At 69.3% G+C, this 26,594-nt stretch carries 27 protein-coding genes; 10 read left to right on the forward strand and 17 right to left on the reverse strand.

The genetic code is table 11. From position 1 onward, the window contains the following. Nucleotides 1-31: 31 nt before the first annotated feature. The 4 genes from OED52_RS19695 to OED52_RS19710 form a co-directional block, all read right to left on the reverse strand. On the reverse strand, nucleotides 32-1,543 hold the full coding sequence (locus OED52_RS19695) for a class I adenylate-forming enzyme family protein (protein WP_264152498.1): 1,512 nt from the start codon (nucleotides 1,541-1,543) through the stop codon (nucleotides 32-34). Nucleotides 1,544-1,645: 102 nt separating this feature from the next. Next, nucleotides 1,646-2,833, reverse strand: coding sequence for an acyl-CoA dehydrogenase family protein (locus tag OED52_RS19700; RefSeq protein WP_264152499.1), 1,188 nt, complete (start codon nucleotides 2,831-2,833; stop codon nucleotides 1,646-1,648). A 1-nt stretch (nucleotide 2,834) separates the two neighbouring features. Next, on the reverse strand, nucleotides 2,835-3,617 hold the full coding sequence (locus OED52_RS19705) for an enoyl-CoA hydratase/isomerase family protein (RefSeq protein ID WP_264152500.1): 783 nt from the start codon (nucleotides 3,615-3,617) through the stop codon (nucleotides 2,835-2,837). Between the two features lie 70 nt (nucleotides 3,618-3,687). Further along, the gene (locus OED52_RS19710; protein ID WP_264152501.1) at nucleotides 3,688-5,007 is read right to left on the reverse strand and encodes an FAS1-like dehydratase domain-containing protein; all 1,320 of its coding nucleotides are present in this window, start codon (nucleotides 5,005-5,007) and stop codon (nucleotides 3,688-3,690) included. Nucleotides 5,008-5,174: 167 nt separating this feature from the next. Here OED52_RS19710 and OED52_RS19715 point away from each other — a divergent pair, with 167 nt between their 5' ends. Together OED52_RS19715 and OED52_RS19720 are read left to right on the forward strand one after the other, a co-directional pair. Further along, nucleotides 5,175-7,325 carry an acyl-CoA dehydrogenase gene (locus OED52_RS19715; protein ID WP_264152502.1) on the forward strand — a complete coding sequence of 717 codons (2,151 nt, stop codon included), beginning with the start codon at nucleotides 5,175-5,177 and terminating at the stop codon, nucleotides 7,323-7,325. A gap of 104 nt (nucleotides 7,326-7,429) precedes the next feature. Continuing rightward, the gene (locus OED52_RS19720; RefSeq protein WP_264152503.1) at nucleotides 7,430-8,227 is read left to right on the forward strand and encodes a FadR/GntR family transcriptional regulator; all 798 of its coding nucleotides are present in this window, start codon (nucleotides 7,430-7,432) and stop codon (nucleotides 8,225-8,227) included. Nucleotides 8,228-8,293: 66 nt separating this feature from the next. Here the strand turns inward: OED52_RS19720 and OED52_RS19725 are convergent, their stop codons facing one another. Beyond that, nucleotides 8,294-8,947, reverse strand: coding sequence for a cyclase family protein (locus tag OED52_RS19725; RefSeq protein WP_264152504.1), 654 nt, complete (start codon nucleotides 8,945-8,947; stop codon nucleotides 8,294-8,296). A 34-nt stretch (nucleotides 8,948-8,981) separates the two neighbouring features. Beyond that, nucleotides 8,982-9,788: a thioesterase family protein gene (locus OED52_RS19730; protein WP_264152505.1), complete on the reverse strand. Its 807-nt coding sequence runs from the start codon at nucleotides 9,786-9,788 to the stop codon at nucleotides 8,982-8,984. Between the two features lie 41 nt (nucleotides 9,789-9,829). Here OED52_RS19730 and OED52_RS19735 point away from each other — a divergent pair, with 41 nt between their 5' ends. Next, complete coding sequence (locus OED52_RS19735) at nucleotides 9,830-10,924, forward strand: nucleoside hydrolase (RefSeq protein WP_264152506.1); 1,095 nt, start codon at nucleotides 9,830-9,832, stop codon at nucleotides 10,922-10,924. A gap of 35 nt (nucleotides 10,925-10,959) precedes the next feature. Continuing rightward, a complete protein-coding gene (locus OED52_RS19740; RefSeq protein ID WP_264152507.1) occupies nucleotides 10,960-11,355 on the forward strand; it encodes a histone-like nucleoid-structuring protein Lsr2 in 396 nt (131 codons plus the stop codon). Between the two features lie 28 nt (nucleotides 11,356-11,383). Here the strand turns inward: OED52_RS19740 and OED52_RS19745 are convergent, their stop codons facing one another. Next, nucleotides 11,384-12,796, reverse strand: a complete 1,413-nt coding sequence (locus OED52_RS19745) for an FUSC family protein (RefSeq protein WP_264152508.1) — start codon at nucleotides 12,794-12,796, stop codon at nucleotides 11,384-11,386. A gap of 71 nt (nucleotides 12,797-12,867) precedes the next feature. On the opposite strand from OED52_RS19745, the gene OED52_RS19750 reads away from it, so the two are divergent. Next, nucleotides 12,868-13,380, forward strand: a complete 513-nt coding sequence (locus tag OED52_RS19750; RefSeq protein ID WP_264152509.1) for a MarR family winged helix-turn-helix transcriptional regulator — start codon at nucleotides 12,868-12,870, stop codon at nucleotides 13,378-13,380. A 118-nt stretch (nucleotides 13,381-13,498) separates the two neighbouring features. On the opposite strand, the gene OED52_RS19755 is transcribed toward OED52_RS19750, so the two are convergent. Further along, a complete protein-coding gene (locus OED52_RS19755) occupies nucleotides 13,499-13,978 on the reverse strand; it encodes a hypothetical protein (RefSeq protein ID WP_264154779.1) in 480 nt (159 codons plus the stop codon). Between the two features lie 32 nt (nucleotides 13,979-14,010). Next, on the reverse strand, nucleotides 14,011-14,823 hold the full coding sequence (locus OED52_RS19760) for a DUF72 domain-containing protein (protein WP_264152510.1): 813 nt from the start codon (nucleotides 14,821-14,823) through the stop codon (nucleotides 14,011-14,013). 104 nt (nucleotides 14,824-14,927) lie between these two features. On the opposite strand from OED52_RS19760, the gene OED52_RS19765 reads away from it, so the two are divergent. Continuing rightward, on the forward strand, nucleotides 14,928-15,512 hold the full coding sequence (locus OED52_RS19765; protein ID WP_264152511.1) for an HdeD family acid-resistance protein: 585 nt from the start codon (nucleotides 14,928-14,930) through the stop codon (nucleotides 15,510-15,512). Nucleotides 15,513-15,531: 19 nt separating this feature from the next. Here OED52_RS19765 and OED52_RS19770 read toward each other — a convergent pair whose 3' ends face one another. Continuing rightward, nucleotides 15,532-15,939: a PPOX class F420-dependent oxidoreductase gene (locus OED52_RS19770; RefSeq protein WP_264152512.1), complete on the reverse strand. Its 408-nt coding sequence runs from the start codon at nucleotides 15,937-15,939 to the stop codon at nucleotides 15,532-15,534. Nucleotides 15,940-16,080: 141 nt separating this feature from the next. Here OED52_RS19770 and OED52_RS19775 point away from each other — a divergent pair, with 141 nt between their 5' ends. The 3 genes from OED52_RS19775 (at nucleotide 16,081) to OED52_RS19785 (ending at nucleotide 19,065) form a co-directional block, all read left to right on the forward strand. After that, nucleotides 16,081-16,410, forward strand: coding sequence for a GYD domain-containing protein (locus OED52_RS19775; RefSeq protein ID WP_264152513.1), 330 nt, complete (start codon nucleotides 16,081-16,083; stop codon nucleotides 16,408-16,410). Between the two features lie 80 nt (nucleotides 16,411-16,490). Then, the gene (locus OED52_RS19780) at nucleotides 16,491-17,783 is read left to right on the forward strand and encodes an MFS transporter (protein ID WP_264152514.1); all 1,293 of its coding nucleotides are present in this window, start codon (nucleotides 16,491-16,493) and stop codon (nucleotides 17,781-17,783) included. Between the two features lie 49 nt (nucleotides 17,784-17,832). Continuing rightward, entirely contained in the window at nucleotides 17,833-19,065 is a 1,233-nt protein-coding gene (locus tag OED52_RS19785) for a serine hydrolase domain-containing protein (protein ID WP_264152515.1), read from the forward strand. A 13-nt stretch (nucleotides 19,066-19,078) separates the two neighbouring features. Here OED52_RS19785 and OED52_RS19790 read toward each other — a convergent pair whose 3' ends face one another. The 5 genes from OED52_RS19790 to OED52_RS19810 all read right to left on the reverse strand — a co-directional run bounded on the left by OED52_RS19790 (nucleotide 19,079) and on the right by OED52_RS19810 (nucleotide 24,263). Continuing rightward, a complete protein-coding gene (locus tag OED52_RS19790; protein WP_264152516.1) occupies nucleotides 19,079-20,776 on the reverse strand; it encodes an AMP-binding protein in 1,698 nt (565 codons plus the stop codon). Further along, on the reverse strand, nucleotides 20,773-21,642 hold the full coding sequence (locus tag OED52_RS19795) for an alpha/beta fold hydrolase (RefSeq protein ID WP_264152517.1): 870 nt from the start codon (nucleotides 21,640-21,642) through the stop codon (nucleotides 20,773-20,775). Before OED52_RS19795 ends, OED52_RS19790 begins: the two co-directional genes overlap by 4 nt. Further along, a complete protein-coding gene (locus tag OED52_RS19800) occupies nucleotides 21,639-22,376 on the reverse strand; it encodes a hypothetical protein (protein WP_264152518.1) in 738 nt (245 codons plus the stop codon). Before OED52_RS19800 ends, OED52_RS19795 begins: the two co-directional genes overlap by 4 nt. After that, nucleotides 22,373-23,569, reverse strand: a complete 1,197-nt coding sequence (locus tag OED52_RS19805) for an acyl-CoA dehydrogenase family protein (protein ID WP_264152519.1) — start codon at nucleotides 23,567-23,569, stop codon at nucleotides 22,373-22,375. Before OED52_RS19805 ends, OED52_RS19800 begins: the two co-directional genes overlap by 4 nt. 91 nt (nucleotides 23,570-23,660) lie before the next feature. Beyond that, nucleotides 23,661-24,263, reverse strand: a complete 603-nt coding sequence (locus OED52_RS19810; protein ID WP_264152520.1) for a TetR family transcriptional regulator — start codon at nucleotides 24,261-24,263, stop codon at nucleotides 23,661-23,663. Nucleotides 24,264-24,381: 118 nt separating this feature from the next. On the opposite strand from OED52_RS19810, the gene OED52_RS19815 reads away from it, so the two are divergent. Then, on the forward strand, nucleotides 24,382-24,879 hold the full coding sequence (locus OED52_RS19815) for a nuclear transport factor 2 family protein (protein WP_264152521.1): 498 nt from the start codon (nucleotides 24,382-24,384) through the stop codon (nucleotides 24,877-24,879). 19 nt (nucleotides 24,880-24,898) lie between these two features. Here OED52_RS19815 and OED52_RS19820 read toward each other — a convergent pair whose 3' ends face one another. Then, nucleotides 24,899-26,236 (reverse strand): phosphotransferase family protein, encoded by a 1,338-nt coding sequence (locus tag OED52_RS19820; protein ID WP_264152522.1) that lies wholly within the window; start codon nucleotides 26,234-26,236, stop codon nucleotides 24,899-24,901. A 139-nt stretch (nucleotides 26,237-26,375) separates the two neighbouring features. Beyond that, nucleotides 26,376-26,558 (reverse strand): hypothetical protein, encoded by a 183-nt coding sequence (locus OED52_RS19825; RefSeq protein ID WP_264152523.1) that lies wholly within the window; start codon nucleotides 26,556-26,558, stop codon nucleotides 26,376-26,378. Nucleotides 26,559-26,594: the final 36 nt, after the last annotated feature.

The following is a 26,594-nucleotide window of genomic DNA, read 5'->3' on the forward strand; positions in this document are numbered from 1 at the left end:
CCTCTCTGCGCACTGTGGGCCCGTCTCCCGTTCAGGTACGGGCGGATTCGATCCCGTCGACCATCTCGAGCAGCCGCCGGCGGTCCACCTTCAGCGACACGCTGCGCGGCAGCGCGTCCACGGTGTGGATGTCGACGGGAATCTCGTAGGCGGTCAGCCGGGTCCTCAGGAACGTCTTCAGTTCGTCGACGTCGACGGGGTCGGCGCCGGCGACGAGTTCGATCACCGCGACCGGCACCTGCCCGAGCCGCTCGTCGGGCCGGCCGTACACCGACGCGTCGAGCACCGACGGGTGGGCGCGCAACGCGTTGCACACCGTCTCCGGCTGGATCTTGAAGCCACCGCGCACGATCGCGTCGTCGGCGCGGCCGTCGATGTACAGGAAGCCGTCCTCGTCGAGGTGCCCGAGATCGCTGGTGCGCACCCAGTCGCCGACACCGGTGCCGGTCTGCGGGGAGCTGACCTCGAGCCGGCCGGTGGATCCCTCCGGGAGCACGGTGCCGTCCTCGTCGACCACCCGCATCCGTACGCCGGGGAAGGGCCGGCCGACGCTACCGCGTTTGCGGTCCCACCACTCGGCGATGAGGGGTTTGGTCCATCCGGCGACCGCTCCCCCGAATTCCGTTGCGCCGTACATGATCATGATGGGGATCCCGTAGCGGGCGGTGAACTCGTCGGCGAGGTCGGGGCTGACGAAGGTGGTGCCGGCGGTGATGGCCCGCAGAGTCGCGAGTTTCTCCTTCGGCACGTCCGCGTCGAGAACCGAGCGCATCGCCGCCGGGGGCAGACCGGCGAGGATCATCCGGTGTTCGTGCACCGCGTCGGCCCAGCCCTCGACCGTGAAGCGGGGCATGAGGACGATGGGCCGCGCCTCGGCGAGCGACTGGACTACACCCCACAGTCCCCCGATGTGCACCATCGACAGGGAGATCAGGGAGACGGGTCCGGTGAACGGTACGCGGTCGCCGCGTCCCTTGCCGGTGTGGCCGTGAACGGCCTCGAGGGCGGCTTCGAGTTGCCTCCAGGTCAACGGGATCCGTTTGGGAGGGCCGGTGGTACCGGAGGTGAACATCTCGACCGCCACCGGATCCTTCTCGTCGACCCCACCGCCGCGGACCCGGTCGCCGCCGATCCGCTGCACCACCTCCGGTCCGTCGACGGCGAACCCGACGATGCCGGCCTCCGCGAGCGGGGCGGCGAACTGTTCGTTCGCCCAGTACTCCCGCGAGGCGAGCACGACGGCGGGGCGCGAGCCCACCGCGTCCTCGACGATGCGCGGAACCGGTTGTGCGGGATTGAGAGTGAGCAGGACGCGACCCCGGGAGAGGATCGCGATCAGGGCGGCGACGGATTCGACGCGGTTGGACAGGACGACGCCCACGCGGGTTCCGTGCCCGCATCCGACGCGGGTGAGTTCGGCGTCGATCCGTTCGACGATCGCCCGCACCTCACCCCAGGTGCGCCACGTCCTGCCCTCCTGCACCATGTTCGTGTCGTCGGGGGTGGACCACAGCAGGGTCAATGATTCTCTGATGCCCGTCATCGCGGAGCCTCCTCTTCGGCGGACCCGAAGGTGTTCGTGACCGGTGCTCCGCCCCGGCGAGGGTGGGTCGCCGTCGCCGGGTCACGGGCACTTCGACAGGGTTCAGCGGGGCAGGCCGAGTCCCCGCTCGGCGATCATGTTGCGCATGATCTCGGACGTGCCACCCGCAATGGTGTACGCACGGGCGTACAGGAATTCGTCCTGCCACCGCCCGTCGTCCACCGCGTTCTCGTCGTTCTCGACCAGTATCCCTCGCGCACCGGCGAGTTCGAGCGCGAAACGCGCTGTCTCGACTCCGGTTTCACTGAACATCAGCTTGGCCATCGGGGCGTCGTGGATCCGTTCGGCGCCCCGCGACCAGCGTCCGATGTTGGCGTAGACGAGGGCGGACAGAGCGGTGACCTGCGCCTCGAGCTCGCCGATCCGTTCCTGGACGGCACCGTCCTCGAGGGCGGGCCGGCCGTGTCGGGTCACCCTGCGTGCCAGGTCCTTCAGCGACTCGATGTCCTGCTGCAGCCGGACCGCCGCCGAGGCGACGGCGCTGCGTTCGTGCGCCAGGCTGGAATTGGCGATCAGCCAGCCCTGGTTCGGGGCCCCGATGAGGGCGTCGGGTCCGAGGTGCACCTCGTCGAGGAACACCTCGTTGAAGTCGGAGGTGCCCGTCATCTCCCGCAGGGGCCGCACCTCGACACCGGGTGAGCACATGTCCACGAGGAACGCGCTGATGCCCTTGTGTTTCGGCGTGTCCGGGTCGGTGCGGGCCAGCAGGTATCCGTAGTCGGCCCAGTGCCCGTTGGTCGTCCACACCTTCTGGCCGGTGACGGTGTAGCCGCCGTCGGCGTCGGGAACGGCCTTGGTGCGCAACGACGCGAGATCGCTTCCGGAACTCGGTTCGCTGAACAGCTGGCAGAAGATCAGTTCTCCGGATCTGATGCCGGGAAGGAACTTCCGGCGCTGTTCCTCGGTGCCGAAGTCGATGAGGGCGTGGGCGACGAGCAGCCCCGCTCCCTGCACCGACGCCGCCGCGCGTCCGCGGGCGAGTTCCTCGCCCACCACGACGTCCCTCTCGGGGGAATGGTGCGCCGAGCCGCCGTACTCCTCGGGCCAGTCGGCGCCGATGTAGCCCGCCTCGAAAAGTTTCCGGGTCCACTCCTTCAGCCTGCGGAGTTCGTCCTCGTTCTCGGCGCTGCGCACACCGGCCCGTACCGGAACGTCGGGCTTGTGGTTCTCGACGAAGTGCCGGACCTCCTTGCGGAACTGCTCGAGTTCCGGGGTCATCCCGTAGTCCATGTCAACGCACCTCGTAGTCGCGCTTCGGGACGGCGGCACGGTCGACCTGGCTCGTCCCGATGGGGTTGCCGAGGTCGGTGTACATCATGCCGGTGGCGAGTGCGTGGGATCGCGTGCGGTCCTTGGATTCCCAGATGGCCCGGATGCTGCCCTGGATCGCGGCGGGCGGCTTGGCGGCGATGCGTTCGGCCAGGTGTGCGGCCCGGTCCCACAACTCCTCACGGGGCACGACCTCGCTGACGAAGCCGATCTCGCGGGCCCGTTCGGCGGACATCCGCTCGTCGAGACCGAGCAGCACCATGCGCAGCACCTCGCCGATCGGGATGCGGTGCGCCAGGCCGATCGGTTCGAGTGCGGCGACCATCCCGTAGGAGGTGTGGGGGTCGAAGAACTGGGCGTCCTCGCTGGCGACGATGATGTCGGCCTCGTTGAGCCAGTACAGGGCGCCGCCGGCGACCATGCCGTGGACCGCGCACACGAGCGGCTTCCAGCAGTTGTTCTGCTTCGGGGACAGGTCCACGCCGGGATCTCGCCGGCTGAAGACGTTGTCGGAGAGGTAGGTGCCCTCCTGGACGTCGACGCCGGTGCTGAAGGCCCGCTCACCGTTCGCGCGGAGCACGACGACGTGCACCTCGTCGGTCTCGGAGGCGAAGTGCCAAAGCCGGCGGAACTCGGCACGCATGGTGTCGGTGAAGGCGTTGAGCCGCTCGGGGCGGTCGAGCGTGACGGTGAGGACGTTGTCCTTCAGTTCGGCGACCACCGTGGTCGTGCTGTTCAGGTCCACGTGTCCTCCTGCAGGTTCCGGCGTCGCCCCGCATCATCCTGACGTGACACGTCCGCGGGTGTCCAGGGGGTCACGACGCGCTCCCCTCGCGGGCCGCCCGCCGTGCGGCGCGCAGTTCGGCGTCGCGTTCGAGCATCCGCGCGGCCAGCGCCTCGAACTCGGCGGGCGGGGTGGGCAGCGCGACCGGGCCGGCGTCGCGGGAGGGCAGTGCGACGGTCGCCGTGGCGGGGCAAGTGATCTCCCCGCGCTGGCTGGTGCCGCGCAGTTCGATGTCGACGAGATACCGCCCGTCCTCGACGCGTTTGCCGACCACCTCACCGGTGAGGGTGTGGGTGTCGCCGAGATAGTTGAACTTGCGCATCTGACTCGACATGGTGACGAGCCAGCCGTCGTCGCCCATCCAGTCGGTGAGGTAGTGCGACAGCCAGCAGTCGCGCATCATGCCGTAGTCGTAGGCGGCGGGCAGGCCGATCGAGCGGGCGTAGCCGGTGTCCCAGTGGATGCGCTGCGCGACGTCGGGGATGCCGTGCTCGTTCGGGATGTAGAACGGGGCGATGCGCTGCCGGTTCTTGTAGGCGAGCCGCCCCGAGCAGGGCGTGTAGGGAGCGAAACCGTATCCGCCCGAGTGGAAGACGACCATGTCGGTGGTGGTGAGCGGGCCCTTGGCCATGGTGCCGAGGCTCTCGCCGACCTCCACGTCCTCCCAGCGACGGACGGTGGCGCCGCGGACCTGTTCGGCCGCGTAGATCTCGTCGATGCGGGCGATGTCGTCGGGGGTGTAGTCGGCCGGTTCGATGGCGTCGTACTTCTTGCGCTTCCTCGACTCGTGCCGCTCGGTGTGGATGGTGATGACCCGCTGGGTCTGGACGACCTCGGCGCGCTGGTTGAACTGCACCTGCAGGCCCGTGATGATGAGCGACCGGCCGGCGAACTCCGACTGCTTCTCCTCGACCTTCTCCGTGCCGTGGAAGCCGTAGAGGATGTCGCCGTCGAGGACCGGGCGGTACCAGTGGGTGGTGGTGCCGGAGACGAAGACGTGGATGCCGCGGAAGGACGGCCGTCGCTGTTCCCGCGGGACCGGGTCGGCCAGGAGTTCCTTGCGCACAGCGATGTTGATCATCGGTGGCGCGATCTGGCCGCCCCACCGGGTGGTCGTGCCGTACTCCTCGTCGGTGAACAGCGGGTTGTCGTCGCCGTAGCTGCGGGCGAAGTTGCGCATGATGTCCGGGGAGGCGCGCGTGTACTGCTCCCGCTGCGTCATCGCGTGGTAGACCCCGACGAGATCCCTCGCCCGCTGGATGTCCTCCTCGCGGAAAGTGTAGATCTCATCGGATTTCTCGGCAGGGATTCCGGTCTTCGCAGAGTTCTCGGTCTTCTCCGACGTGGTCATCGTCTACCTCCGTACGTGGACTGCGCCGGGACGAGCGGCTGCACGACCAACAGTAAGTCAACCTGGTTATACATGTAAAGAGCCGACGGCTTCCCAAAGTAGCGCGGATAACATAGTTTAGATAGTGCTACAAGTGACCAGCACTCGCCCGGCCGAGGAGAACCTCCATGCCACTCGCGCTCACCGACGACCACCACGCCGTCTCCGACGCCGTCCGGTCGTTCCTCACCGGCCACGACGCCGGCACGCTCGCCCGGCAGCTGCTCGACGATCCCACCGCCGACCTCGGCCAGCTGTGGAAACAGCTCGGCGAACTCGGCTGGTTGGGCCTGCACCTGCCCGCCGACCTCGGCGGGGGCGACGCCGCGCTGCCCGACGTCGCGGTCGTCGCCGAGGAACTCGGGCGGCTGCTCGTCCCCGTCCCGTTCCTCGCGAGCGTGGCGACCTCGGCAACGCTGGACGCAAAGGGCGACGACGCCCTCCGCGCCGAATGGCTCCCCCGCTTCGCCGACGGCTCGGTGTTCCCGGGCCTCGGACTGTCCGGCTCGCTCACGGTCTCCGGGAACACCGTCACCGGCACCGCCGATCTCGTCGTCTGGGGTGCGAGCGCGAGCCTGCTCGCTCTCGTCTCCGGGGACGATCTCGTCCTCGTGTCCCCCGGCGAACCGTCGGTCACGGTGACCCCCACCGGCGACTTCGACCCGACCCTGCGGCTCGCCCGCGTGACCCTCGAGGCCGCGCCGGTGACGGCGCTCGTCCCCGGCGGCGGCACGCACGCGAACCACGTCGCCCGCGCCCTCGCCGCGGCGGAGGCCTCCGGCGGCACCCGCGCCACCCTCGAGGCCGCGCTCGCCTACGCAAAGGTACGCGAGCAGTTCGGCCGGCCCATCGGGTCCTTCCAGGCGATCAAGCACCACCTCGCCGACATGCTGGCGACCAGCGAACTCGCGACCGGCACGGCCTGGGACGCTGCGCGATCGGGGGTCGGTGGCGAGCAGGGCGATCTCGCCCTCGACGTCGCGCGGATCATCGCCTTCGACGCCTACATCACCAACGCGCAGAAGAGCATCCAGATCCACGGTGGCATCGGTTTCACCTGGGAGCACGACTGCCATCTGTTCCTGCGGCGCGCCCACGCCCTGCGGATGCTGTTCGGTGATCCCACCTCCGCGCTCGACTCGCTCGCCGTCTCGGGACGGGCTGGGAGCCGCCGCCACTACGCCGTGGACCTGCCGCCGGAGTCCGAGGATTTCCGTTCCGCCGCACGTGAATTCGTGGTGCGCTACACCGCCGTCCCCGAATCGGAGCGGCGGGCCCTGCTCGTCGACTCGGGATACCTGATGCCGCACTGGCCCCCGCCCTACGGCCGCGGCGCCTCACCCGTCGAACAGCTCGTCATCGACGAGGAGTTCGGCGACACCGTCGAACCGCACGGTCTCGGCATCGGCGCGTGGATCCTGCTCACCCTCACCCAGCACGGCACCCCGGAGCAGATCGACCGCTGGATCCGGCCGGGACTGATGGGCGAGCAGGTGTGGTGCCAGCTGTTCTCCGAGCCCGGTGCCGGCTCCGACGCCGCGGCGGTGTCGACACGCGGGGTGAAGGTCGAGGGAGGCTGGCGCATCACCGGCCAGAAGGTGTGGACGTCCAACGCGCAGAACTCCACCCGCGGTCTCGCCACCATTCGCACCAACCGGGACGTGCCCAAGCACAAGGGCATCACGACGATGGTCGTCGACCTCACCGCCCCGGGCGTGACCGTCCGGCCCCTGCGGGAGATCAGCGGCGACGCCGTCTTCAACGAGGTGTTCTTCGACCACGTGTTCGTGCCCGACGAGGACGTCGTCGGGCAGGTCGACGCCGGCTGGACGGTGGCCCGCGCGACGCTCGGCAACGAACGCGTCTCGATCGGCGGGGGGAAGACCGACGAGACCTACTCCGCATACGCGCTGCTCGATCTCGCGTCGACGTACGCCCCGGGGGACGTGTCGGTGACGCGGCGGATCGCGGCGCTCGTCGCCCGCGAGCAGGCGTTCGCCGTGCTCAACCTGCGGCACGTGGTGCGGGCCGTGGCCGGTGGCGACTTCGGACCCGAGGGCAGCGTCACGAAGATGCTGATCGCCGAACACACCCAGCACGTGGGCGAACTCGCGATGCAGATCGCCGGACCGGCGGTGCTCGCCGGCGACGAGCCGGTGTGGAGCCACTACTACCTGCTGGCGCGGGCCATGACCATCGCCGGCGGCACCTCGGAGATCAACCGCAACGTCATCGCCGAACGGCTGCTGGGGCTGCCGCGCGAACACATCGCGAACTGAGGTGGGGGCGGCCCCGGACCCGGCCTTCCGGGACCGCCGCACGTACGATGGATCTGTACGTTCACCAGGTGGTAGAAGTCATAACGGAGCAGGAAGGTCTTCCCGTGAGCGAAGAAGCACCGGCACCCGCGTTCGACACGCGTGTCTCCTCGGGCAGGGCGATCCGCACTCCGAAGACCGCCGAACTCGTGGCACGCAAACTCCGGCGCATGATCGTCGACGGTGAACTGAAGGACGGCGACCACCTGCCCCACGAGGCCTCCCTCATGGAGCACTTCTCCGTGAGCCGGCCGACACTGCGCGAGGCGGTGCGCGTGCTCGAGGCCGAACGTCTCGTGGAGGTGCGCCGCGGGTCGCGGGCCGGCGCCCGGATCTGTGTGCCCGGACCGGAAGTCGTGGCCCGCCCCGCCTCCCTCCTGCTCGAACTCGCCGGAGCCACCGTCGCCGACGTGTACGTCGCCCGGGAGGCGATCGAACCGGCGGCGGCCCGGCTGCTGGCGGAGACCGGCAGCGACGAGGCGATCGACGAGCTGGAACGACTTGTGGACGAGACGATTCCGGCGGCGTTCGCCGAGGGCACCTTCGGGCAGGCCGCCGCGGAGTTGCACCTGCGGATGGTGCAGCTCGCCGGCAACGCGTCGCTCGCGCTCATCGCGGGCATGCTGCACGAGATCTACGAGCGGCACACCATGAACGTCACCCGCGAGAGCATGCAACGCGACGCCGCCGACTACGAGGACAACTACAAGCTGTTCGTGCGGTCGCAGCGCAAGTTCATCCGGATCCTCCGGGCCCGCGACGGCGACGCTGCCTTCACCCACTGGCAGAAGCACATGGCGGCGGTGCGCGAACTGGTCGTGGGTGGACGCGAGGACACCCAGGTCCGCGACATCCTCGACTAGACCGGCCCGCCCGAGCTGCGTCAACCGACCGGCCCCGACCGACCGGACGAGAATGCCGGGGCGGCTTCAGGTCTCGATGTCGATCGCGACGGCGCGGACCGGTGAGCCGTCGAGTCCGGCGAACGGGATCGGCAGGAGCGAGATCAGCGGATCGGGGAAATCGACGTCCTCGAGATTGCGCAGGTTCTCGCAGATCACCGCACCTTCCTCGGCGAGGATGTGGTGCGCGGCGAGCGTCTCGTCGCCGGTGGCGTCGATGCTCGGCGCGTCGATGCCCACCACCCGCACCCCGCGCTCGAGCAGCCAGCGGCACGCGTCCACGCTCAGCACGGGATGGTCGAAGTAGCGGTCGCTGCCGAAGTACCGGGCCCAGCCGGTGTGGACGATCGCGATGTCGCCGGGTGCCGGCACGTGTTCGTGCCGCAGCATGTCCGGCGTGACGAACGATGCGTCGTCGACGTATTCACGTACGTCGAACACGACCCCGCGGGCGACGAGCCCGTCCGGCGGCAGGAGATCGACCGGAGCGCCGTCCCTCCGCACGTGCCGCGGCGCGTCGATGTGGGTGCCGGTCTGCGATCCCATGTGGATGTGGGTGAGGTCGAACCCGTCGGTCTCCACCGACGCGTGCGTGGTGAACACCGGTGCGGGATCTCCGGGATAGACCTGGATGTCCGGAGAGACGACGTGGGTCAGATCGACGATCCGCCGTATGCGCATGGCTCCTCCTCGGTGTTCCGGTCGGCCGACGTGTTCAGCCGAAGTCGACCTGGCGGTGTGCGTTCGCCAGGGCGGTGACCACTCCGGTGCCGAACGCACCGAGCCGGTCGAACAGCACGGCCGTGCCGACGGCGATCCCGTCGCTGCTGATCTGGTTGTCCGCCTCGATCCCCACCTCCGGACCCTCCGGCAGGCGGGACAGAGCAAGGGTGACATCGCAGTTGATGTATCCGACGCCCTTGTCCGACCAGTTGGTGACGAAACTCGTGCCCTCACCGACGGTGGCGGTGTTGACGAAGGGCGTCAGCTCCTCACCGACGACGATCGGCAGCTGCCGCGACCACAGGCGCTTGCGCTCGGAGTTCTGGTGCTCCGAGCGCACCCGCGTCCAGCCGAGCCGGTCGCTGCCGTACCAGGACGAGTACTCCAGCGGTCCCGGCGGCACCGCGACCGATTCGGGCGGTGGCGTGGGGGCCGCGTCCCGTGTCCACACCGACCCGGGCGGCGGCGCCGACTTGCGCAGGAACACCAGGGTCGCCCGCGCCGACACCTCCCCGCCCTGGACGAGTTCGACGTCGGCCACGCGGATGCGGTTGCCGTCGCGCACCAGTTCGCTGGTGAAGGTGATCGGTTCGTTCCGCACCGGCTTGAACAGATCGAGGGTGAAGCGGGACGGGACGAAACCCTCCACCGAGTGCCGGAGCTCGAGTTCGCGGGCGACGAGACCGCTGACGCACGGCCCGTTGAGCATCGTGTCCGACCAGGGGCTCTGCGCGTACTTCGTGGGGTGGTAGACCCCGTCGTGCTCGGTGAAATAGCCGCGATCCTTGCGCTTCTGCATTCCCGGATTCTCCCAATCCCCGCCGGAGCGCGCTCGCGGGGATGCTTCAAGATGGGAGCGTGCACGTCCACGAACCCCCCGCCACCCCTGCCCGGACCCGCCTGATCGTCGACGTCGACACCGGAATCGACGACGCCCTGGCCCTGCTCTACCTGGTCGCCGACCCGGAGGCCGAGATCGTCGCGGCCCTGTGTACCGCGGGCAACGTCCCGGTGGACCAGGTGACCGTGAACACGTTGTCCTGGTTGCAGGTGTGCGGGCGCCCGGACATCGAGGTGGCCGCCGGCTCGCAGGTTCCGCTCGTCGCGCCGCTGATGACCACGGAGGACACCCACGGCCCGCAGGGGGTCGGTTACGCCGAGTTGCCGGAGCCGAACCGTCCGCGCTCGTCGCGCACCGCCGCCGAGGCCTGGGTGGAGCTCACCCGGCAGCATCCCGGCGAACTCACCGGGCTCGTCACCGGACCGCTCACGAATCTCGCGCTCGCGCTCCGGCTCGATCCGGAGATCCCGTTGCGGTTGCGGCGGCTCGTGATCATGGGTGGGTGTTTCCACCATCCCGGCAACACCACCCCGACCTCGGAATGGAACGTCGCTGTGGATCCGGAGGCCGCGAAGGAGGTCTTCGACGCATTCTCCGTGGTGCCGGCGGACCGGCGTCCCCTCGTGTGCCCGCTCGACGTCACCGAGTCGATCGAGATGCATCCCGGACACGTCGCGCAGCTCGCGCGTCTGGCCGGCTGCACCGCCGACGAGACGCTCTCGGTGGACGATCCGCGCGGACAGCGTTCCTGCTCGGCCGTTCCGCTGGTGCGCCACATCGCCGACGCACTGCGGTTCTACATGGAGTTCCACCACGATCAGGGCCTGGGTTATCTGGCGCACGTGCACGATCCGTTCGCCGCGGCGGTAGCGCTGGGCACCGTGCCCTATCGGACGCGTCCGGCGACGGTGGACGTCGAGCTCGACGGTCGTCTCACACGGGGCACGACGGTGGCCGATCTCTACGGCATGTGGGGTCGCGAACCGAATTCGGATATCGTTGTGGGTACTCGACCGCCGGTCTTCTTCGAGCGTTTTCTCGAGCGGGTGGGATCGTACATTCGCGACTTGAACCTACCCCCGAGTAAGAACTAGCGTCGAGTTACCAAGTTCGGGGACAAGGAGCAAACGTGGCACAGAAAGTGCGCGTCGAATACTTCGACGACATCGACGGTCAACCGATCATGGACGGATTGGCCCAATCGTTCCGCATCACCATGGACGACGTCGAGTACGAACTCGATCTGCGGCCGGCGAACGCCGACAAGTTCTTGGCGGTCCTGCGCCCGTGGCTCGCCGAGAACGCCGCCGCCCGGAGCGGGCACAGCCGGCACACGGTCACCTCGAAGGCGGCCACCCCGCGCCGTCCGCGCCCCGAGCGCAAGCACAAGACGATTCCGCCCACCCGGTCGCCCGAACAACTCGCCGCGATCCGCCACTGGGCACGTAACAAGGGTTACGCCATCAGTTCTCGCGGCCGCATCCCGCAGCACATCCTCGAGCAGTTCGAGGCCGCCCACTCCTGAGCACCACCGATCGGCACCACCTCCACTCTCACGCGACGAGGTGGTGCCGATCGTCGCGTCGGATGGTCACCGCAGCGACGATCACGCCCACCGCGACACCGATCAGCGTGTCGCCCACCCGGTCGACCGCGAGCTCGGTCCCGGCGTCTCCGCCGAGTCCGGTGAGCAGCAACGCCATTGCCGTCACACACACCGACGTGAGTCCGTAATTGCGCAGGACGAACAGCTCGGCCATCGTCTGGAACACCACGGCGGCGACGACGAGCGGCCAGTAGCCGAGATCGAGGGCCAGCAGCACCGCCGCGACGACCGCCCCACCGACGTTGCCCATCATGCGCTGGTGAGCGCGCTGAACGGTGTTGCGGTAGTTCAGTCCCTGCAGCGCCGCCATCGCACCCATCGACGCCCACAGCGGGTGACCGAGGCCGCACAGGACGGCGAGCTGCGCGGCGAACAGCGAGGCGAGCACGATCCGTCCCGTGCCGGCGAGCACGGCCTGTTCGGTCAGCCGCTCGAATCCCTCACCGACCGAACCTCGTACGGCCGAGGGCACGCGAGTACCGCGTGCGTCGACATGCGGGATGTCGATGTCGCGGCGGGCCTTTCGCAACTCGGCCTCGAAACGCAGGAAATCGTCGCATCGTTCGGCGACGGTCTCGTGCGAACCTTCGTCGACGACCGTCTCGGCCGCGTCGAGCAGCGCCAGCAGCTCCCGGATGTGGTCGTCGTCGCGCCGCGCGCAGGCCCCGACCACCTCGCGTGCCCGGACGATGCTCTGCCGGGCCGCAGGAACGGCCTGCGCACCTTGGGTTTCCAGGGACGACACCGCAGCGAGTGCGCGCGCCACCGCGATCCGCGCCGGCGAGTAGGGGTTGTAGAGGGCCGGGGCCATCGCGACCACCCAGCCGGCCACCGCGCCGAGTGCGGCCGCGGTGGTGACCAGCCGCACGTCCGCCCAGTCCGCGGCGAAACCCGAGGCCCCGGCCGCAGCGAACACGAGGATCACCGGTCCGGGACCCACGAGCCGGAAGGCGGTGAACAGCCAGAAGGCCAGTCCGGCGCCGAGGGAGATCACCAGGATCTGCAGCTCCATCGGGGCGCCGAGCGCCCCGAGTGCCGCACCGAGGGCGGTGTAGGCGGTGATCCCCGCCCCCACCCACGGCAGTCTCACCGCGCGGCTCGGATACGGCTCGTAGCGCAGGAAGGCGCTCGAGAGTGCGCCGAGCGCGGCGAAGCCCGCGACGTGGGTGTATCCGAGCAGGCCGCCACCCACGAGGGCGATGGTCGTCGCGAGACCGACGCGCAGGGCCACGGCGACCGTGGGGTCGGGGCGCCGCATCTCGAGGGCGTCCCTCCACGCGGTCGCCGACACCGAGTGCGCCAGTGCCGCTCGGGCGTGGTGCAGGCGGGCTCGGTCGACGGTTGGCCGGAGGAGCAGCATGTGCTCCATCGTAATAATTCGTTTGTAAAATATCTATGAAACTTCGGGCTCCGGACCGTTAGAATGGCCACATGCCGCCCGAGAGCCCTCAGCCCGATTACGTCGATCGCGTACGACTCGGTTGGGAGGCCCGGTATCCGGATCTCGACGTCCGTCCCATCGACGTGATCGGCCGCATCACCCGCATCGGCGCTCTCGCTCTCGCCCACTTCGACCGGGAACTCGAGACCAGCGGGATCAGCCGCACCGAGTTCGAGGTCCTCAGCGCGCTCGCCCGCAGCGACCGTCCGTTGCGCGCGAGCGAGGTCACCTCCGTCACGGGCATCTCCGGGGCGTCGACCACCAAGCACACCGAACGTCTCGCCAAGCTCGGCTTCGTGGAACGCCGGCGCCTCGAACGCGACGGCCGGGTCGTCCTGCTCTCGCTCACCGACGCGGGCCGCGAGGTGGTCGAGACCGAACTTCCGCGCCGGCTCGCACGGGAGAGGCAGATGCTCGACGGTCTCGACGAGAACGAACTCTCGACGCTGTCGCACCTGCTGCGGCGGATCGCGCACAACGTCGAGAGCCGGTATCCCGGCTGACGACGGTCAGGGCATCTCCCCTCCCTGACGAAGGTCAGGGCATCTCCCCTCCCTGACGAAGGTCAGGGCATCTCCCCTCCCTGACGAAGGTCAGGGCATCTCCCCTCCCTGACGAAGCTCAGGGCATCTCCACAGTCTCGGCCCGTTCGATCTCGCCGATGGCGCGGCGCAGGTACGGCTCGGGGGCGACGCGTCGTGCGGCCGCGAGGTCGGCGACGACGAGCAGTCCGGCGGCGAGGTAACGCCGCGGCTGAATCCGCGGGCGCGGGGCGTGGGGATCGGACACTCCGAGCGTGCCGGTGAGCACCTCCACGACCGCCTCGGGTTCGAAGGAGGGCAGCCAGCGCATCCCCGAGCGCACGGTGCGTTCGAGGACGGCCTGCACGTCCTCACCGGTGAGGCCGTCGGGGTGCAGTTCCTCGAGCAGTTCGCGGACCATGCCGGCGTGGACGGCGGTGACCTGCTCGTAGGGAAGGTCGACCAGCGTGTCGACGGCCTCGTCGAAGTTCTCGGCCGATTCGGTGCGTACGGCGGTGAGGGCGTCCACGGTGGCCGTGGCGATCTCCCGCGGGGTCTTCGGCCAGTGGTCGGGCCACACAGCGTTCTCCTCGTCTCTCCCGGTCTTCTCGCTCACAGGCAGGACTGCAGAGCGAGTGCGTCGTGCGGTGCCCAGCCTTTCATGTCGTTGTCGAAGTAGACGTAGACGTCCTGTCCGTCGTGGAGCCATCCGCGGATCCGTCCGGCCCATTCGTCGAGGACCTCGGGGGTGTACCCGCTCGCGTAGATCTCCTCGTCGCCGTGCAGCCGGACGTAGACGAAGTCGCTGGTGACGTCGGTGAGGAAGGGGAACCGGCCGGCGGTGTCGGCGACGACGAGCCCGATGTCGTACGCGCGCAGCAGATCCACCGCCTCGGGGGTCGCGAGGTCGGGATGACGCACCTCGAGGGCGTGCCGGAGGGGACGGTCGGCGTCGGTCTCCACCCACGCGCGGCCGGAGGGGATCTTGTCGGTGTGACGGGCGGCCAGTTCGGCGGCCGCCGTCGTGGTGCGGGGCAACCGGTCGAAGAAACCGGTGAGCCGGTCCTCGTCGAAGCCGAGGCTCGGGGGCAGCTGCCACAGCAGCGGGCCGAGTTTCGGGCCGAGGGCGAGGACACCCGAGGCGAAGAAGTTGGCGAGGGCGTCGTCGACGTTCCCGAGCCGTTTGACGTGGGTGACGTAGCGGCCACCCTTGACGGCGAAGACGAAGTCGTCGGGGGCGGCGTCGCGCCACGAGATGTAGCTGGAGGGCCGCTGCAGGGAGTAGAACGAGCCGTTGATCTCGACGGAGCCGAACCGTGCGGCGGCGTAGGCGAGTTCGTCGCGCTGCACGAGTCCTTCGGGATAGAAGTCACCGCGCCAGGAGGGATAACGCCACCCGGAGATACCGATGCGCGCGGTCGCCACGTTCCGAGCGTAACCGCGCTTGCGCGTTTATCCCGCATACCGACCGCGGGGAGCTTACGCTGTGGGGCGATACAAGATCATGACTTCACACGCCAGGAGCTGTCATGTCCACGAGTTCCACTTCTTCTCCCGCAGGTCCCTTCGCCGCCCTCTTCAAACAGATCTGGTGGGTCGTGCTGCTGCGCGGCATCCTCGCCGTGCTCTTCGGCGTCATCGCGCTGGCGTGGCCCGGCATCACGGTGTGGGCCCTCGTCGTGGTGTTCGCCGCCTACTCCATCGTCGACGGCATCGTCCTGGCGGTGCAGTCCGTCCGCGACAAGGCCGAGGGCTGGGGCTGGTGGCTCGCGATGGGCGTCGTCTCCGTCATCGCCGGTCTCGTCGCCCTGTTCTGGCCCGGCATCACGGCGCTCGTGCTGCTGTACGTGATCGCGTTCTACGCCATCCTGTTCGGTATCACCGGCATCGTCGGCGGAATCCGGTTCCGCAAGCTCCACGAATCCGGGTGGGTGTGGTCGGTGCTCGCCGGTGTGATCGCGGTGTTGTTCGGCATCGTGCTGCTGATCTTCCCCGGTGAGGGCATCCTCGGCCTGATCGTCCTTCTCGGTATCTACGCGATCCTCTTCGGTGTGCTGCTGATCGTCCTGGCTTTCCAGGTGCGCAGCGCCGCGAAGAAGGCCGGCGTCATCTGATCGCCGGCCCTCCCCGGGGTCAGGCGTTCCTCAGCCGGCCCCATGCGTGCCAGTGGTCGATCTCGATCCACGCGCTCACCCGCTTGCGTTCGCGCATGTGGTACGGCTGACCGGTGTAGTGGTTCGCGATCCGATCGATATCCGTCAGGGACGGGTCGTCGACGAATTCGACGACCCGTCCCTGAATGCTCACGTGGGTGATCCAGTCGTCCGGGTCCATCGCAGACAGGCTCACCCGCGGGTCGTTGCGCAGGTATTCGAGCCGCTTGCGGCCCTCGTCCATGTTCACGAGGATCCGGCCGTTCTCGTAGAGGTACCAGGTGGGGACGGAGACGGGATGACCATCGGCGCGGAGCGAGCTGATGGTCGCGTAGTTGGGCCGGGCGAGGAACTCGGCGACGGCCTCGGGGAGAGGTGGTTTCGGCACGGTACGCCCTTTCTCGATCGACAACGTCGTACATGTGGACCCTAAGCCCCGGAGTTCCCGGGACCGAATACGTCCGAAACCGTCCCGGAGGGTGCATGGGCGTCCGACCATGGAGGGCGACGTCCACGGAAGGAGAGGGTTATGCCGCGCTATCTCTGGCAGGTGACCTACACCGCCGACGGGGCACGGGGGATGCTCGCGGACGGCGGGACGTCCCGCCGGGACGCCATCGTGCGGATGGTGGAGAGCGTCGGCGGGACGGTCGATTCGGTGCACTTCGCGCTCGGGGGTCACGATCTGTACGTGATCGGTGAGGTGCCCGACGAGATCGCCGCCGCGACACTCGAACTCCGCACCATCGCGTCGGGGGCCGCACGTTCCCTCCCGATAGCGTTGCTCACCCCGGAGCAGGTCGACGAGGCCGCGCGCCGCGACACGGCCTACCGGTCGCCGGGAAGCGCGGAGGGCTGACGGGGACCTCGTCCGCCGGTCCGCACACCGCTGGGTAGGGTCTGCTCATCCCCTTACTTTCCCGAAGAAAGTGAACCGTGATGAGTGTGCGCTCGACCCGGCGCAGCAACAACCGCATCGCCGGCATCCACCCCGCCTGGTGGGTGGCGGCGGTGGCGTTCCTCGCCCTGTTCGGTGCCGCCGGATTCCGCGCCGCCCCCGGCGCGCTCATGGTGCCGCTGCACCACGAGTTCGGCTGGTCGACGAGCGTCATGTCGCTCGCGGTGAGCATCAACCTCGTCCTCTTCGGGCTCGTCGCCCCGTTCGCCGCCGCCCTCATGGACCGCTTCGGCATGCGCCGGGTGATCTCCGCGGCCCTGTGCCTGGTGGCCCTCGGCGCGGGCGGCAGCGTCGCCATGACCGCCTCGTGGCAACTGCTCGTGTTCTGGGGACTGCTGATCGGCACCGGCACCGGGTCGATGGCCCTGGTGCTGGCGGCCACCATCTCGGACCGGTGGTTCGTCGAACGCCGCGGCCTGGTGATGGGCATCCTCACCGCCGGGTCGGCGACCGGGCAGCTCGTGATCCTCCCACCCGTGGCCGCCCTCGCGGAGAACGTCGGGTGGCGTCCGGCCTCCCTCGTGATCGCCGCGGCGGCACTGGTCGTCGTGCCCCTGGTGTGGGCGGTGATCCGCGACGATCCCGCCGAGCGCGGCGTACTGCCCTATGGCGCGGATCCCGGAACGTACGTCCCGCCGGCCCGGACGGCCGGCGGCGCCGTCACACGGGCACTCGAAGGGCTCGCATTCGCGGTGCACCACCGCGCGTTCTGGGCGCTGGCCCTCGCCTTCGCCATCTGCGGCGCCACCACCAACGGGCTCGTCGGCATCCACTTCATCCCCTCGGCCCACGACCACGGCATGCCCACCACCACGGCCGCGAGCCTCATGGCCACCGTCGGGGTGTTCGACATCGTCGGCACCATCGCCTCCGGGTGGCTGACCGACAAGTTCGACCCGCGCAAGCTGCTGGCCTTCTACTACACCTTCCGCGGTGTCGGCCTGCTCCTGCTGCCCTGGCTGCTGCAGGAGTCGGTGCACCCCAGCATGATCCTGTTCGTCGTGGTGTACGGGCTGGACTGGGTCGCCACCGTCCCGCCGACGGCGATGCTGTGCCGCCGGATCTTCGGGACGCGCGGCACCATCGTGTTCGGCTGGGTGTTCGCCTCCCACCAGGTCGGCGCCGCGATCGCGGCCTTCGCCGCCGGTGTCGCCCGCGACTCCTTCGGCACCTACACCTACGCGTGGTGGGGCGGCGCGGCCCTGTGCGGGATCGCCGCGTCGCTGTCGATCCTCACCCGCGGACGCGACGGCGACCGGACCGAAATGCCCTGAACGAGCGGTTCGCGCGGTATCGGGGCAGGGGACCTGGCACACTCCCTGCATGCTTCTCGGACGGAAGGCCCCGGCGCTGCTCTGCGCTCTCGGGATCCTGTGCGCCTGTTCGTCGCCGGGTGACGACCCGGCCGTCGCGGGGACACCTACCACGACGTCCTCGGCGCAGGCCGACGCGATCACTCGGATCGTCGAGGAGGCAATGGCGGACCGGCACCTGCGCGCGGTACTCGTGCAGGTCTCCGAGGGTGGCGAGGAGATCGTCACCCGCGCCTTCGGAGAGTCGATGACGGGGGTCCCCGCGACCACCGACATGCACTTCCGCAACGGCGCCGTGGCCATCTCCTACGTGGCGACGGTGCTGCTGCAACTCGTCGACGAGGGGGTGGTGGGTCTCGACGACACCGTCGCGCAGTGGCTGCCGGACATCCCGCACACCGATCGGGTGACCCTCCGTCAGCTCGCGCAGATGACCTCCGGCTATCCGGATTACGTGCTCGGCAACGACGAGTTCTCCACCGCGATCTACGCGGATCCGTTCCGCGCCTGGACGCCCGAGGAGATCCTCCCCTACGCGACGACGGAACCGCTTCTCTACGAACCGGGCACCAACTGGAACTACGCGCACACCGACTACGTGATCCTCGGGCTCGCCCTGGAACGGATCACCGGCCGGCCCGTCGACGAGCTGATCCGGGAACGCGTCCTCGAACCGCTCGGGCTCGACGACACCGTGGCCTCGCAGACCGCGACGGTACCGGAGCCGGTGCTGCACGCCTTCAGTTCCGAACGCCGCGAATTCCTCGGAGTTCCTGCGGGAACCGGGTTCTACGAGGAGAGCACCTTCTGGAACCCGTCGTGGACGCTCACCGAGGGTGCCGTGCAGACCAGCACCATCGGCGATCTGCACCGCTCCGCCGTGGCCGTCGGCACCGGCGAGTTGCTGTCCGACGAGTCGTACGCGGCGATGACCTCGACGGCCCTGCGTGGGCACACGCACGCCCAGCCGGACTGCCCCACCTGTTTCGAGCAGTCCGAGGCGTACACCTACGGGCTCGGTGTGGTGATCACCGGCGACTGGCTGATGCAGAACCCGATGTTCGGTGGCTACTCCGCCGTGTCGGCCTATCTGCCCGACGAGGAGGTCGCGGTCGCCGTCGCGGTCACCTACGCCCCGGAGGCCTTCGACGACACCGGTGGGTACACGAACCAGGCCGACACACTGTTCCGGCGGATCGCCGCCGAGGTCGCCCCGGAGCACGCCCCGCCGGAACACCGCTAGGCCGGAGACCGCTTCAGACGGTGCGGAAGTCGCGTTCGGTGCCGGCCCAGTCACGGGCCCACTCGCGCAGTTCCACGGCCCGTATCTTCGTGCCGTTGCCGCCGACCGTCGTCGGCATCCGTTCGACGATGTGGACGGCCGTCGGCACCTTGAACGCGGCGAGGGTCTCGCGGCACCACGCCCGCAACGCCGGAGAGGTGGTGTCGGCTGGGGCGTCGTCGGTGGGGACGACGAACCCGATCGCCTCGGTGTAGCCGCCGTCACCGGTGATCCCGACGACCTTGGCCGTGGCGACGCCGGGATGTTCCGCCAGGCGTGTCTCGATCTCGGCGGGGTCGACGAGGAAGCCGCGCAGCCGCAGCACGTCGCCCATGCGGCAGACGTAACGGTAGCTGCCGTCGCCGAGGGCGACCGCGAGATCGCCGCTGCGGAACCAACCGTCGGCCGTGAAGGCGCGGGACGCCGCCTCGGGGTTGCCGAGATAGGCGTCGACGACGTTCGGTCCGCGGAACTGCAGTTCGCCCTGCTCGCCGTCGGGGAGGACCCGGTCGTCGTAGGGATCGGCGACCCGCAGTTCGATCGCCGGATCGACCGGTCGCCCACCGCCGTTCCAGCGGACGGACTCCGGGTCGTCGGCGTGCCACAGCATCGCCAACGCGAACACCTCCGACGAGCCGAAGACCCCGGAGGTGTGGGTGTCGAACTCGTCGCGCAGCCACCGGGCGATCTCGTGGGAGCGGCCGAGGAAGTCGGCGATGCCCACCCAGCGCAGCGACGACAGGACGACACGCTCGCCGTCGTGCCAGGTGTCGTGGAGCCGGCCGAACAGGTCGTCGGCGCCCACGGCGTGGGTGACCCCGACGGCACGCATGCGGCGCAGCACCGCCGCGGGGTCGAACACCGTCTCCATGAGCAGCGCTCCCCCACCGGCGAGTGCGGCCAGCGCGGTGCTGAAACCGAACACCCCGGAGACGGGCAGCACGCACAGGGCGACATCGCCTTCGGCGACGGTCATGATCGCGGCGTCGGCGCGCCCGTGGCGGACGATCGCGCTCTCGCGGTGCGCGGCGAGCTTCGGGACACCGGTGGAACCGGAGGTGGTGAACGCCACCGCGATCCGGTCCTCCGGGTCGTCGTCGGCGCCGGCCGGGGTGAGGGTCACGGTGTCCGGGGTCTGCGGCGCACGCACCCCACGGGTGTCGCCGCTGCCGGCCGTCCAGGCGCCGCCGCCCAGATCGAAGCCCTCGACGGTCGCGGTCGCAGCGGCGGGCCCGGGCACCACCGCGACGGCGGGGACGGTCACGTCGGGCACGGTCGCGGCGGCCTCGGACAGGCGCCCGAAGAGGTCGAGTCCGTGGAAGGCCGCCGGGACCGCGACGACGGCGGGCCGTGCGGCGGTGAGGATGTGCGCGACCTCGCCGGTGTTGTAGCGGGTGTTGACGCCGATGACGTGCGCGCCCAGCGCGGACGCCGCGAACTGCCACACGAGCGCGTCGGACCAGTTCGGCAGCATGACCGCGACGCACTGGCCTGCGCGCAGCCCGACAGCCTCGAGTTCCCGGCGCACGGCGTCGACGTGATCGCGGAACTCGCTGCGGCTGAGCGGAACTGCGGTGTCGTCGACCACGTCGTAGGCCAGCGGGGCGTCGGGATTCGCGGCGACGAGACCGTCGAGCAGGGCGGTGAGGGTGTCGGTGCGGGTGGTGGTCACAGTGCCGCCTCCTCGGGGATACCGGCCTGCCGCAGCTCGCCGAGCCACGTGTCGGCGAGTGCGGCGAAGTCGTCGATCTCTTCCATGGGGTAGTGCCCGATGCCGTCGAGGATGGTGAAGCGGGCACGACCAGGGCAGGTGGCGTTGATCGTCTCGGCGACACGGCCGACCGCGGCGGGGTCGATCCACGGGTCGTCGACCCCGGCGACGAGGTGGATGGGGGCGGTCACGCGGTCGAGGCGGTCGCGCACGTCGTGGGTTCCCCAGCCGATCAGGTCGGACGAGGAGATCTCCGGGTCCTCCCGCTTGTGCATGAGCGCGATGACGTGCGCCTTCGATTCCGGAACCGAACGTCCCACGGAAGCAAGGGTTCCCAGATAGGTGCGTTCGGCCCGCGCCGGTCCGGCGACATCCTCGAGTTCGCGGCGCAGACCGGCGACGTTGACCCGGCCCGGTCCGGCCTCGGCCTCCATCGCGACGGCACCGGACAGGGGACGTTCGGGGCGGGTGGCGAGTTCGAGGGTGAGCTTGCCGCCGATGGAGCAGCCTATGACGAACGGCCGGTCGATGCCGAGGGCGTCGAGCACCGCGCACAGCCAGTCGCCGTAGCCGACGAGACTCGTGACGGGGCCGCCGGGTGCGGGTTCGGAGCGGCCGTGGCCGGGCAGGTCGGGAACGACGACACGGTAACCGCGGTCGGCGAGGTCGCGGGCGACGTGCCGCCACTGGACGCCGCTCTGGCCGGCGGTGTGGATGCACAGCACAGTGGGAAGCGGCGCCGTACCGTGTGCGGATCCTTCGGACGGAGTGACGATCTCGACGAAGCCGAGTGCTCCGTCGATCTCGAGGTAGCGGGCCTCGATCATGAGCAGGCCTTCCGGGCGAGGGCACGGGCGTGCCCGATGATCGTGTGGAGCGGCTTGGTCAGCCGGAGGTACTCGTATCCGTCTCCGGTGGAGGAGAATTCGCCGCGGATCGCGCGGCGCATGAAGTCGTTCTCCTCGGACAGCACGAGCTCCACCCAGGCGTGGTCGGAGGCGACGAAGGTGAACGTCGCGCCGTGCGGGGTGCGGCGGGTGACGTCGACGATGCGACCCTTGTAGACACGCAGGTGCAGTTCGACCTCGCCGCTGCGCAGACCGATCGTGCCGTCCCAGGAGGACAGCGATGCCGTGAACTCCGGTTCCTCGGTGAGACTTTCGGCGAGCAGCGCACCCCATGCGGGAGTGCAGAAGTCGAGTTCGGGCACGGTCTGCGGCTCGGTGTCGGCGAACCAGGACTGCGTGCCGGATTCGCGGACCCGGCCTGTCGTGTCGAGCAGCCGGATGTGACGGCGGACGGTACGGCCGGAGACGCGGGTGACGACACCCTCGGCGACCACCGTCTCGTCGGGCGAGACCGCCTCATGGGTGGTCCAGTCGACGCCGGCGAGGGTGGCGCCCGGCAGGGCGGGGACGAGCCGTTCGGCGGCGAGGGCACCGGCCAGTGCGGAACCCGCCGGGACGGCGAGGCCGGCCTCGGAGAGGACCTCGGTGACGGTCCGGGACGGGGAGGTGACGCGGTCGCCGACGGCGAGCGTCGCGGTGCTGGAGGTGCTCATGCCTGCTCGGGCCTTCCGAGGAGTTCGTCGGAGATGATGCGCATCTGGATCTCGCTGGTGCCTTCGAAGATCTTCGTCAGACGCGCGTCGCGCCAGTGGCGTTCGACCTGGAAGTCGGTGGTGTAGCCGGCGCCGCCGTGGATCTGGACCGCTTCGCTGGTGACCCGCTCGGCCATCTCGGTGGCGACGAGCTTGCACATCGACGCCTCGAGCGAGCAGCGACGGCCGGTGTCGATGTCGGTGGCCACCGAGTACATCAGCTGGCGCGCCGCCTCGATGTCGGCGGCCATCTTCGCGATCTTGAACCGCAGGTGCTGGAAATCGCCGATGGGACGGCCGAACTGGCGGCGGGTGTGCACGTACTCGATGGAGTCCTCGAGCGCGGCGCGGGCCAGGCCGATGGCGCGGGCGGCGGTGTGGGCGCGGCCCACCTCGAGGCCGGAGACGGCGAGGTAGAAGCCCTTGCCCTCCTCGCCGAGCATCTTGTCGGCGGGGATGCGGAAGTTGTCGAAGGAGAGCTCCCAGGTGTTCCAGCCGAAGTAGCCGATCTTGCGGACCTTGGTGCCCGAGATGCCCTCGGGGAACACACCGCGTTCCTTCTCCACGAGGAAGGCACTGATACCGCGGTGCGGCTTGGCCGGATCCTTGTTCGGATCGGTGCGGGCGAAGAGCACGAGGTAGTCGGCCTCGTCGGCGTAGGTGCACCACATCTTGGTGCCGTTGACGACCCACTCGTCACCGTCGCGCACGGCGCGGCAGGAGATGTTGGCAACGTCGGAGCCGGCTTCGGCCTCCGACAGGGCGTACGCGCCGAGGTACTCGCCGCGGGCGACCTTCGGCAGCAGTGCCGCCTCCTGTTCGGGGGTGAATCCGCCGCCCATGCCGTTGCCGCGGGCGAGCAGACCCGAGACGCTCATCCACGCCCGGGAGAGTTCCTCGGCGACGAGGCAGTACTCGAAGACGCCGAGCCCGAGACCGCCGTGCTCCTCGGGGATCATGATCCCGAAGAAGCCGATCTCGGCCATCTCCTTCTTGAGCGAGTCCGGGATCGTGCCCTGCACGGGGTCGAGCTCGTTGGCGACGGGCAGGACCTTCGTCATGGCGAAGTCGCGGGCGAGATCGCGGATCGCGAGACGTTCCTCGGTGAGATAGCGCGGGGAGTCGGTGCGCGGCTGCGAGGGGCGGTGGGTCATGAGGAGTTACTCCATTCGGGGGACCGGAGTAGGTCATTAACGCTTGTTCACCCAGTACAGCATGACGCACACCACACGTCAACGGGAGAAATCAGCCGGCCGAGTATCCGACCAGATTCAGCGCGTAGAGGGCGAAGTCGTCGGCGACCTCCTCCGCCGTGAGCGGGCCGTCCTCCCGGAACCACAGCGGGATCCCGGCACACATGGTGAGCACGGCGGCCACCGCCTGCGACACCCGCCGCACCGAGAAGATTCCTTGCGCCACAGCTTCTTCCGCGATATCGACGAACAGCTGCTCCTGGGCGTCACGGGAGCCCACCACCCGCTTGCGGTCGATCTCGCCGAGATAGCGGAGCTCGGAGTTGGCCACCAGGCAGGCACGCGGGTTGCGGGCGATGTAGAGCGAGTGGGCCGCGACGGCCGCGCGCCACCGCTCGGCGGGATCGTCACCCGTCTTCCGCAGCGCGTTGCGGGTCGCGGTGAACTGCTCGTCGCTCGCGCGGCGCAGGATCTCCACCAGCAGTTCCGACTTGTTCTCGAAGTGGTTGTAGACGTTCGCAGCGCTACAACCTGCGGCTTTAGCGATGTTGCGCATCGTGGCCCCGTGGAAGCCACAGGTGTAGAACTCGTCGAGTGCGGTTTCGAGGATGCGTTCACGGATGGACGGGAGCGCCCCGTTCGACCGGCTGTTCATTCCAGCAGCGTAGGGGGAAAGCCTCTCCACCAGCAACAACCACCCCTTTGACGCCGGCAGGACCACTTGTTATGGTCCAGATCACATGAACAATCGTTAACAACCTGGAGGGTCCCGCATGACCGGTCCGAATCCCGCCGCGTCCCTTCTCGACCGCATCACCCGCCTCGAGGACCTCGAGGCGATCCGGCAGCTCGACGCGCGGTACTGCCGCCATCTCGACGACGGCGACTGGGACGCCCTGCTCGCGCTGTTCACCGACGACGGCGAATTCGACGGTCTGTCCCATCCGCGAGGAAAATCCGAGATGCGCGAGTTCTTCGCGGGGCTCGCCGAGGGCGGCCTGACCTCCTTCTGGCACTTCGTCACCAACCTCGAGATCGATCTCGACGGCGACCGCGCGACCACCCGGTCGTTCCTGTGGCAACCCTGCGTCACCGACGGCACCCCCGCGATCGCCGCGGGCCGGTACACCGACGAACTCGTCAAGCTCGACGGCCGCTGGTTCTACAAGGTCAAACAGGTGCGCTTCCACTTCTTCGGCCCGCTCGAGGCGGGCTGGGACGAGAACCTCTTCGCGCTCGACAGCGCCCGCAACGTCGCCGTGCGGGCGTGACCTCCCGGTACCGCGCGAGTCAGTACTTCGGGTTCGCGACACGCAACCGGGTCTCGGCCAGATCCCGGATCAGCACGGCGACCTCCGGGTCCTCGAGCCGGTCCCGCCCGGCACGGACACCGAGCGCGAGGTCGGCTTCCGAGCGGTACCCCATTCCTGCGAGCCGCGTGCGGAGACGATCGCGGACGGCGCCCGGGACCGCCGCCTCCCGTGCCACGATGTCCAGGACGTGGGCGGCGACCCGGCTGCGGTAACGGGTCTTGGCATCACTGCCCGACCCGATCTCGAGGACGAATTCCTTGACGGCACCGAGCAGTTCGCCGGCGCTCGGGCTCCCGAACAGATCCGTGACCGCACCGGTCGCGTCGAGGTCGGTGGTACCGGCCGGGACGTCGAGGAGATCCAGCAGGTCGTGTTCGCACTCGGCGACGCGGCGGCCGATGGCGAGCAGCTCGAGACGGTTGTCGCCGCCCGAGGAGGCCGCCGCCTCCTGCATCCGGCAGATCACCGCCCACCGCAGGGAACCGTAGACCTCCCACCAGCGCACGACGTCCGGGTCGGGTTCCCGCCCCGATTCGTCGGCGTAGCCGCGGAAGAGATCCTCGCGGGAGCCGAATCCCCCGACGGGATGGGGCGATCCGAAGCGCCACGTGCGGGTGCACAGCCAGCCGAGGTCCTCCATCGGGTCGCCGACGTGGGCCAGTTCCCAGTCGAGCACCCCGCGCACACCCTCGGCGTCGACGAGCAGGTTCCCGTTGCGGAAGTCGCCGTGCACGAGCGTCTTGCCGGTCTCCTCCGGGCGATGCTCCGACAACCACCGGAAGGTGGCCTCGAGCATCGGGACGGGTTGCCCAGTGGCGGTGTACTCGTCGAAGAGGAATTCGAGCGGATCGTGGTCGGGTAGGTTCGGCACCGCCGCGACGTCCATCCGGTGGATCCGGGCGAGGATCCGGCCGAGTTCGTAGGGCAGGGCGGCACGGACCTCGGCGAGGTTCTCGTCGCGCAGCAGTTTCTGCGGCAGCGCCTCGCCGGGCACACGCGTCGTGATCAGGTAGCTGCCGAGGCCGGGATGAGGTTCGTCGGCGCTGCGGTCGACGACCGTGGGGACGGGTACGTCGACGCGGGCCGCCTCGTCGAAGGCGGCGGCCTCCATCGCGATGCGCCGGGTGTTCTCCCGGCCGGGGGGATCGCGCCGCAGGATCAGCTCGCGGGTGTCGCCGTCGGCGGACGCCGCCGTGATCGCCCAGGTCTCGCGGCTCGCCCCGCCGGTGAGCCGTTCGACTCGGCGCAGCGTCCACCGTCCCTCGAACGTCTCCGAAAGGCGCTCGGTCAGAGCTTCCTTCAGGTCCCCGCTCATCGCTCCCCTTCCGCTCCTGCGGACCACCGGCGAGCTCAACGTTCCTCGCTGCTCCCACGCACGGCGGCCTCCCGGTTCGGTGTCTGCGGTGGATACTCCCACGCGAACTCGACCCGTGCGGGCGCTTCCGACGGACCGTTCACGCTGCGAAACCCACCGCGCCGATGACGGGGATGATCGTCATGAACACGATGGCGACGGCGAAGAAGGTGATCGTGAGCTTCTTCGTCCAGCGCAACCGTGCCCCCAGGGCGGCGAGCATGAAGAAGACGAACCCGATGCAGATGGAGCCGATACCGACGACGACGGGTGTTTCGAGCATGCACCCATCATCGCCCACGACCCGGTGTGACCGAGC

It is taken from the genome of Rhodococcus sp. Z13, from assembly GCF_025837095.1.
GTDB lineage: Bacteria > Actinomycetota > Actinomycetes > Mycobacteriales > Mycobacteriaceae > Rhodococcus > Rhodococcus sacchari.

What these genes read in the sequence shown, in the direction of transcription:
- OED52_RS19695 (WP_264152498.1), bottom strand. Translation starts at nt 1,543, where the DNA reads ATGACGGGCATCAGAGAATCATTGACCCTGCTGTGGTCCACCCCCGAC.
- OED52_RS19700 (WP_264152499.1), bottom strand. Translation starts at nt 2,833, where the DNA reads ATGGACTACGGGATGACCCCGGAACTCGAGCAGTTCCGCAAGGAGGTC.
- OED52_RS19710 (WP_264152501.1), bottom strand. Translation starts at nt 5,007, where the DNA reads ATGACCACGTCGGAGAAGACCGAGAACTCTGCGAAGACCGGAATCCCT.
- OED52_RS19715 (WP_264152502.1), top strand. Translation starts at nt 5,175, where the DNA reads ATGCCACTCGCGCTCACCGACGACCACCACGCCGTCTCCGACGCCGTC.
- OED52_RS19725 (WP_264152504.1), bottom strand. Translation starts at nt 8,947, where the DNA reads ATGCGCATACGGCGGATCGTCGATCTGACCCACGTCGTCTCTCCGGAC.
- OED52_RS19730 (WP_264152505.1), bottom strand. Translation starts at nt 9,788, where the DNA reads ATGCAGAAGCGCAAGGATCGCGGCTATTTCACCGAGCACGACGGGGTC.
- OED52_RS19735 (WP_264152506.1), top strand. Translation starts at nt 9,830, where the DNA reads ATGCTTCAAGATGGGAGCGTGCACGTCCACGAACCCCCCGCCACCCCT.
- OED52_RS19745 (WP_264152508.1), bottom strand. Translation starts at nt 12,796, where the DNA reads ATGCTGCTCCTCCGGCCAACCGTCGACCGAGCCCGCCTGCACCACGCC.
- OED52_RS19750 (WP_264152509.1), top strand. Translation starts at nt 12,868, where the DNA reads ATGCCGCCCGAGAGCCCTCAGCCCGATTACGTCGATCGCGTACGACTC.
- OED52_RS19765 (WP_264152511.1), top strand. Translation starts at nt 14,928, where the DNA reads ATGTCCACGAGTTCCACTTCTTCTCCCGCAGGTCCCTTCGCCGCCCTC.
- OED52_RS19775 (WP_264152513.1), top strand. Translation starts at nt 16,081, where the DNA reads ATGCCGCGCTATCTCTGGCAGGTGACCTACACCGCCGACGGGGCACGG.
- OED52_RS19780 (WP_264152514.1), top strand. Translation starts at nt 16,491, where the DNA reads ATGAGTGTGCGCTCGACCCGGCGCAGCAACAACCGCATCGCCGGCATC.
- OED52_RS19785 (WP_264152515.1), top strand. Translation starts at nt 17,833, where the DNA reads ATGCTTCTCGGACGGAAGGCCCCGGCGCTGCTCTGCGCTCTCGGGATC.
- OED52_RS19795 (WP_264152517.1), bottom strand. Translation starts at nt 21,642, where the DNA reads ATGATCGAGGCCCGCTACCTCGAGATCGACGGAGCACTCGGCTTCGTC.
- OED52_RS19800 (WP_264152518.1), bottom strand. Translation starts at nt 22,376, where the DNA reads ATGAGCACCTCCAGCACCGCGACGCTCGCCGTCGGCGACCGCGTCACC.
- OED52_RS19805 (WP_264152519.1), bottom strand. Translation starts at nt 23,569, where the DNA reads ATGACCCACCGCCCCTCGCAGCCGCGCACCGACTCCCCGCGCTATCTC.
- OED52_RS19810 (WP_264152520.1), bottom strand. Translation starts at nt 24,263, where the DNA reads ATGAACAGCCGGTCGAACGGGGCGCTCCCGTCCATCCGTGAACGCATC.
- OED52_RS19815 (WP_264152521.1), top strand. Translation starts at nt 24,382, where the DNA reads ATGACCGGTCCGAATCCCGCCGCGTCCCTTCTCGACCGCATCACCCGC.
- OED52_RS19820 (WP_264152522.1), bottom strand. Translation starts at nt 26,236, where the DNA reads ATGAGCGGGGACCTGAAGGAAGCTCTGACCGAGCGCCTTTCGGAGACG.
- OED52_RS19825 (WP_264152523.1), bottom strand. Translation starts at nt 26,558, where the DNA reads ATGCTCGAAACACCCGTCGTCGTCGGTATCGGCTCCATCTGCATCGGG.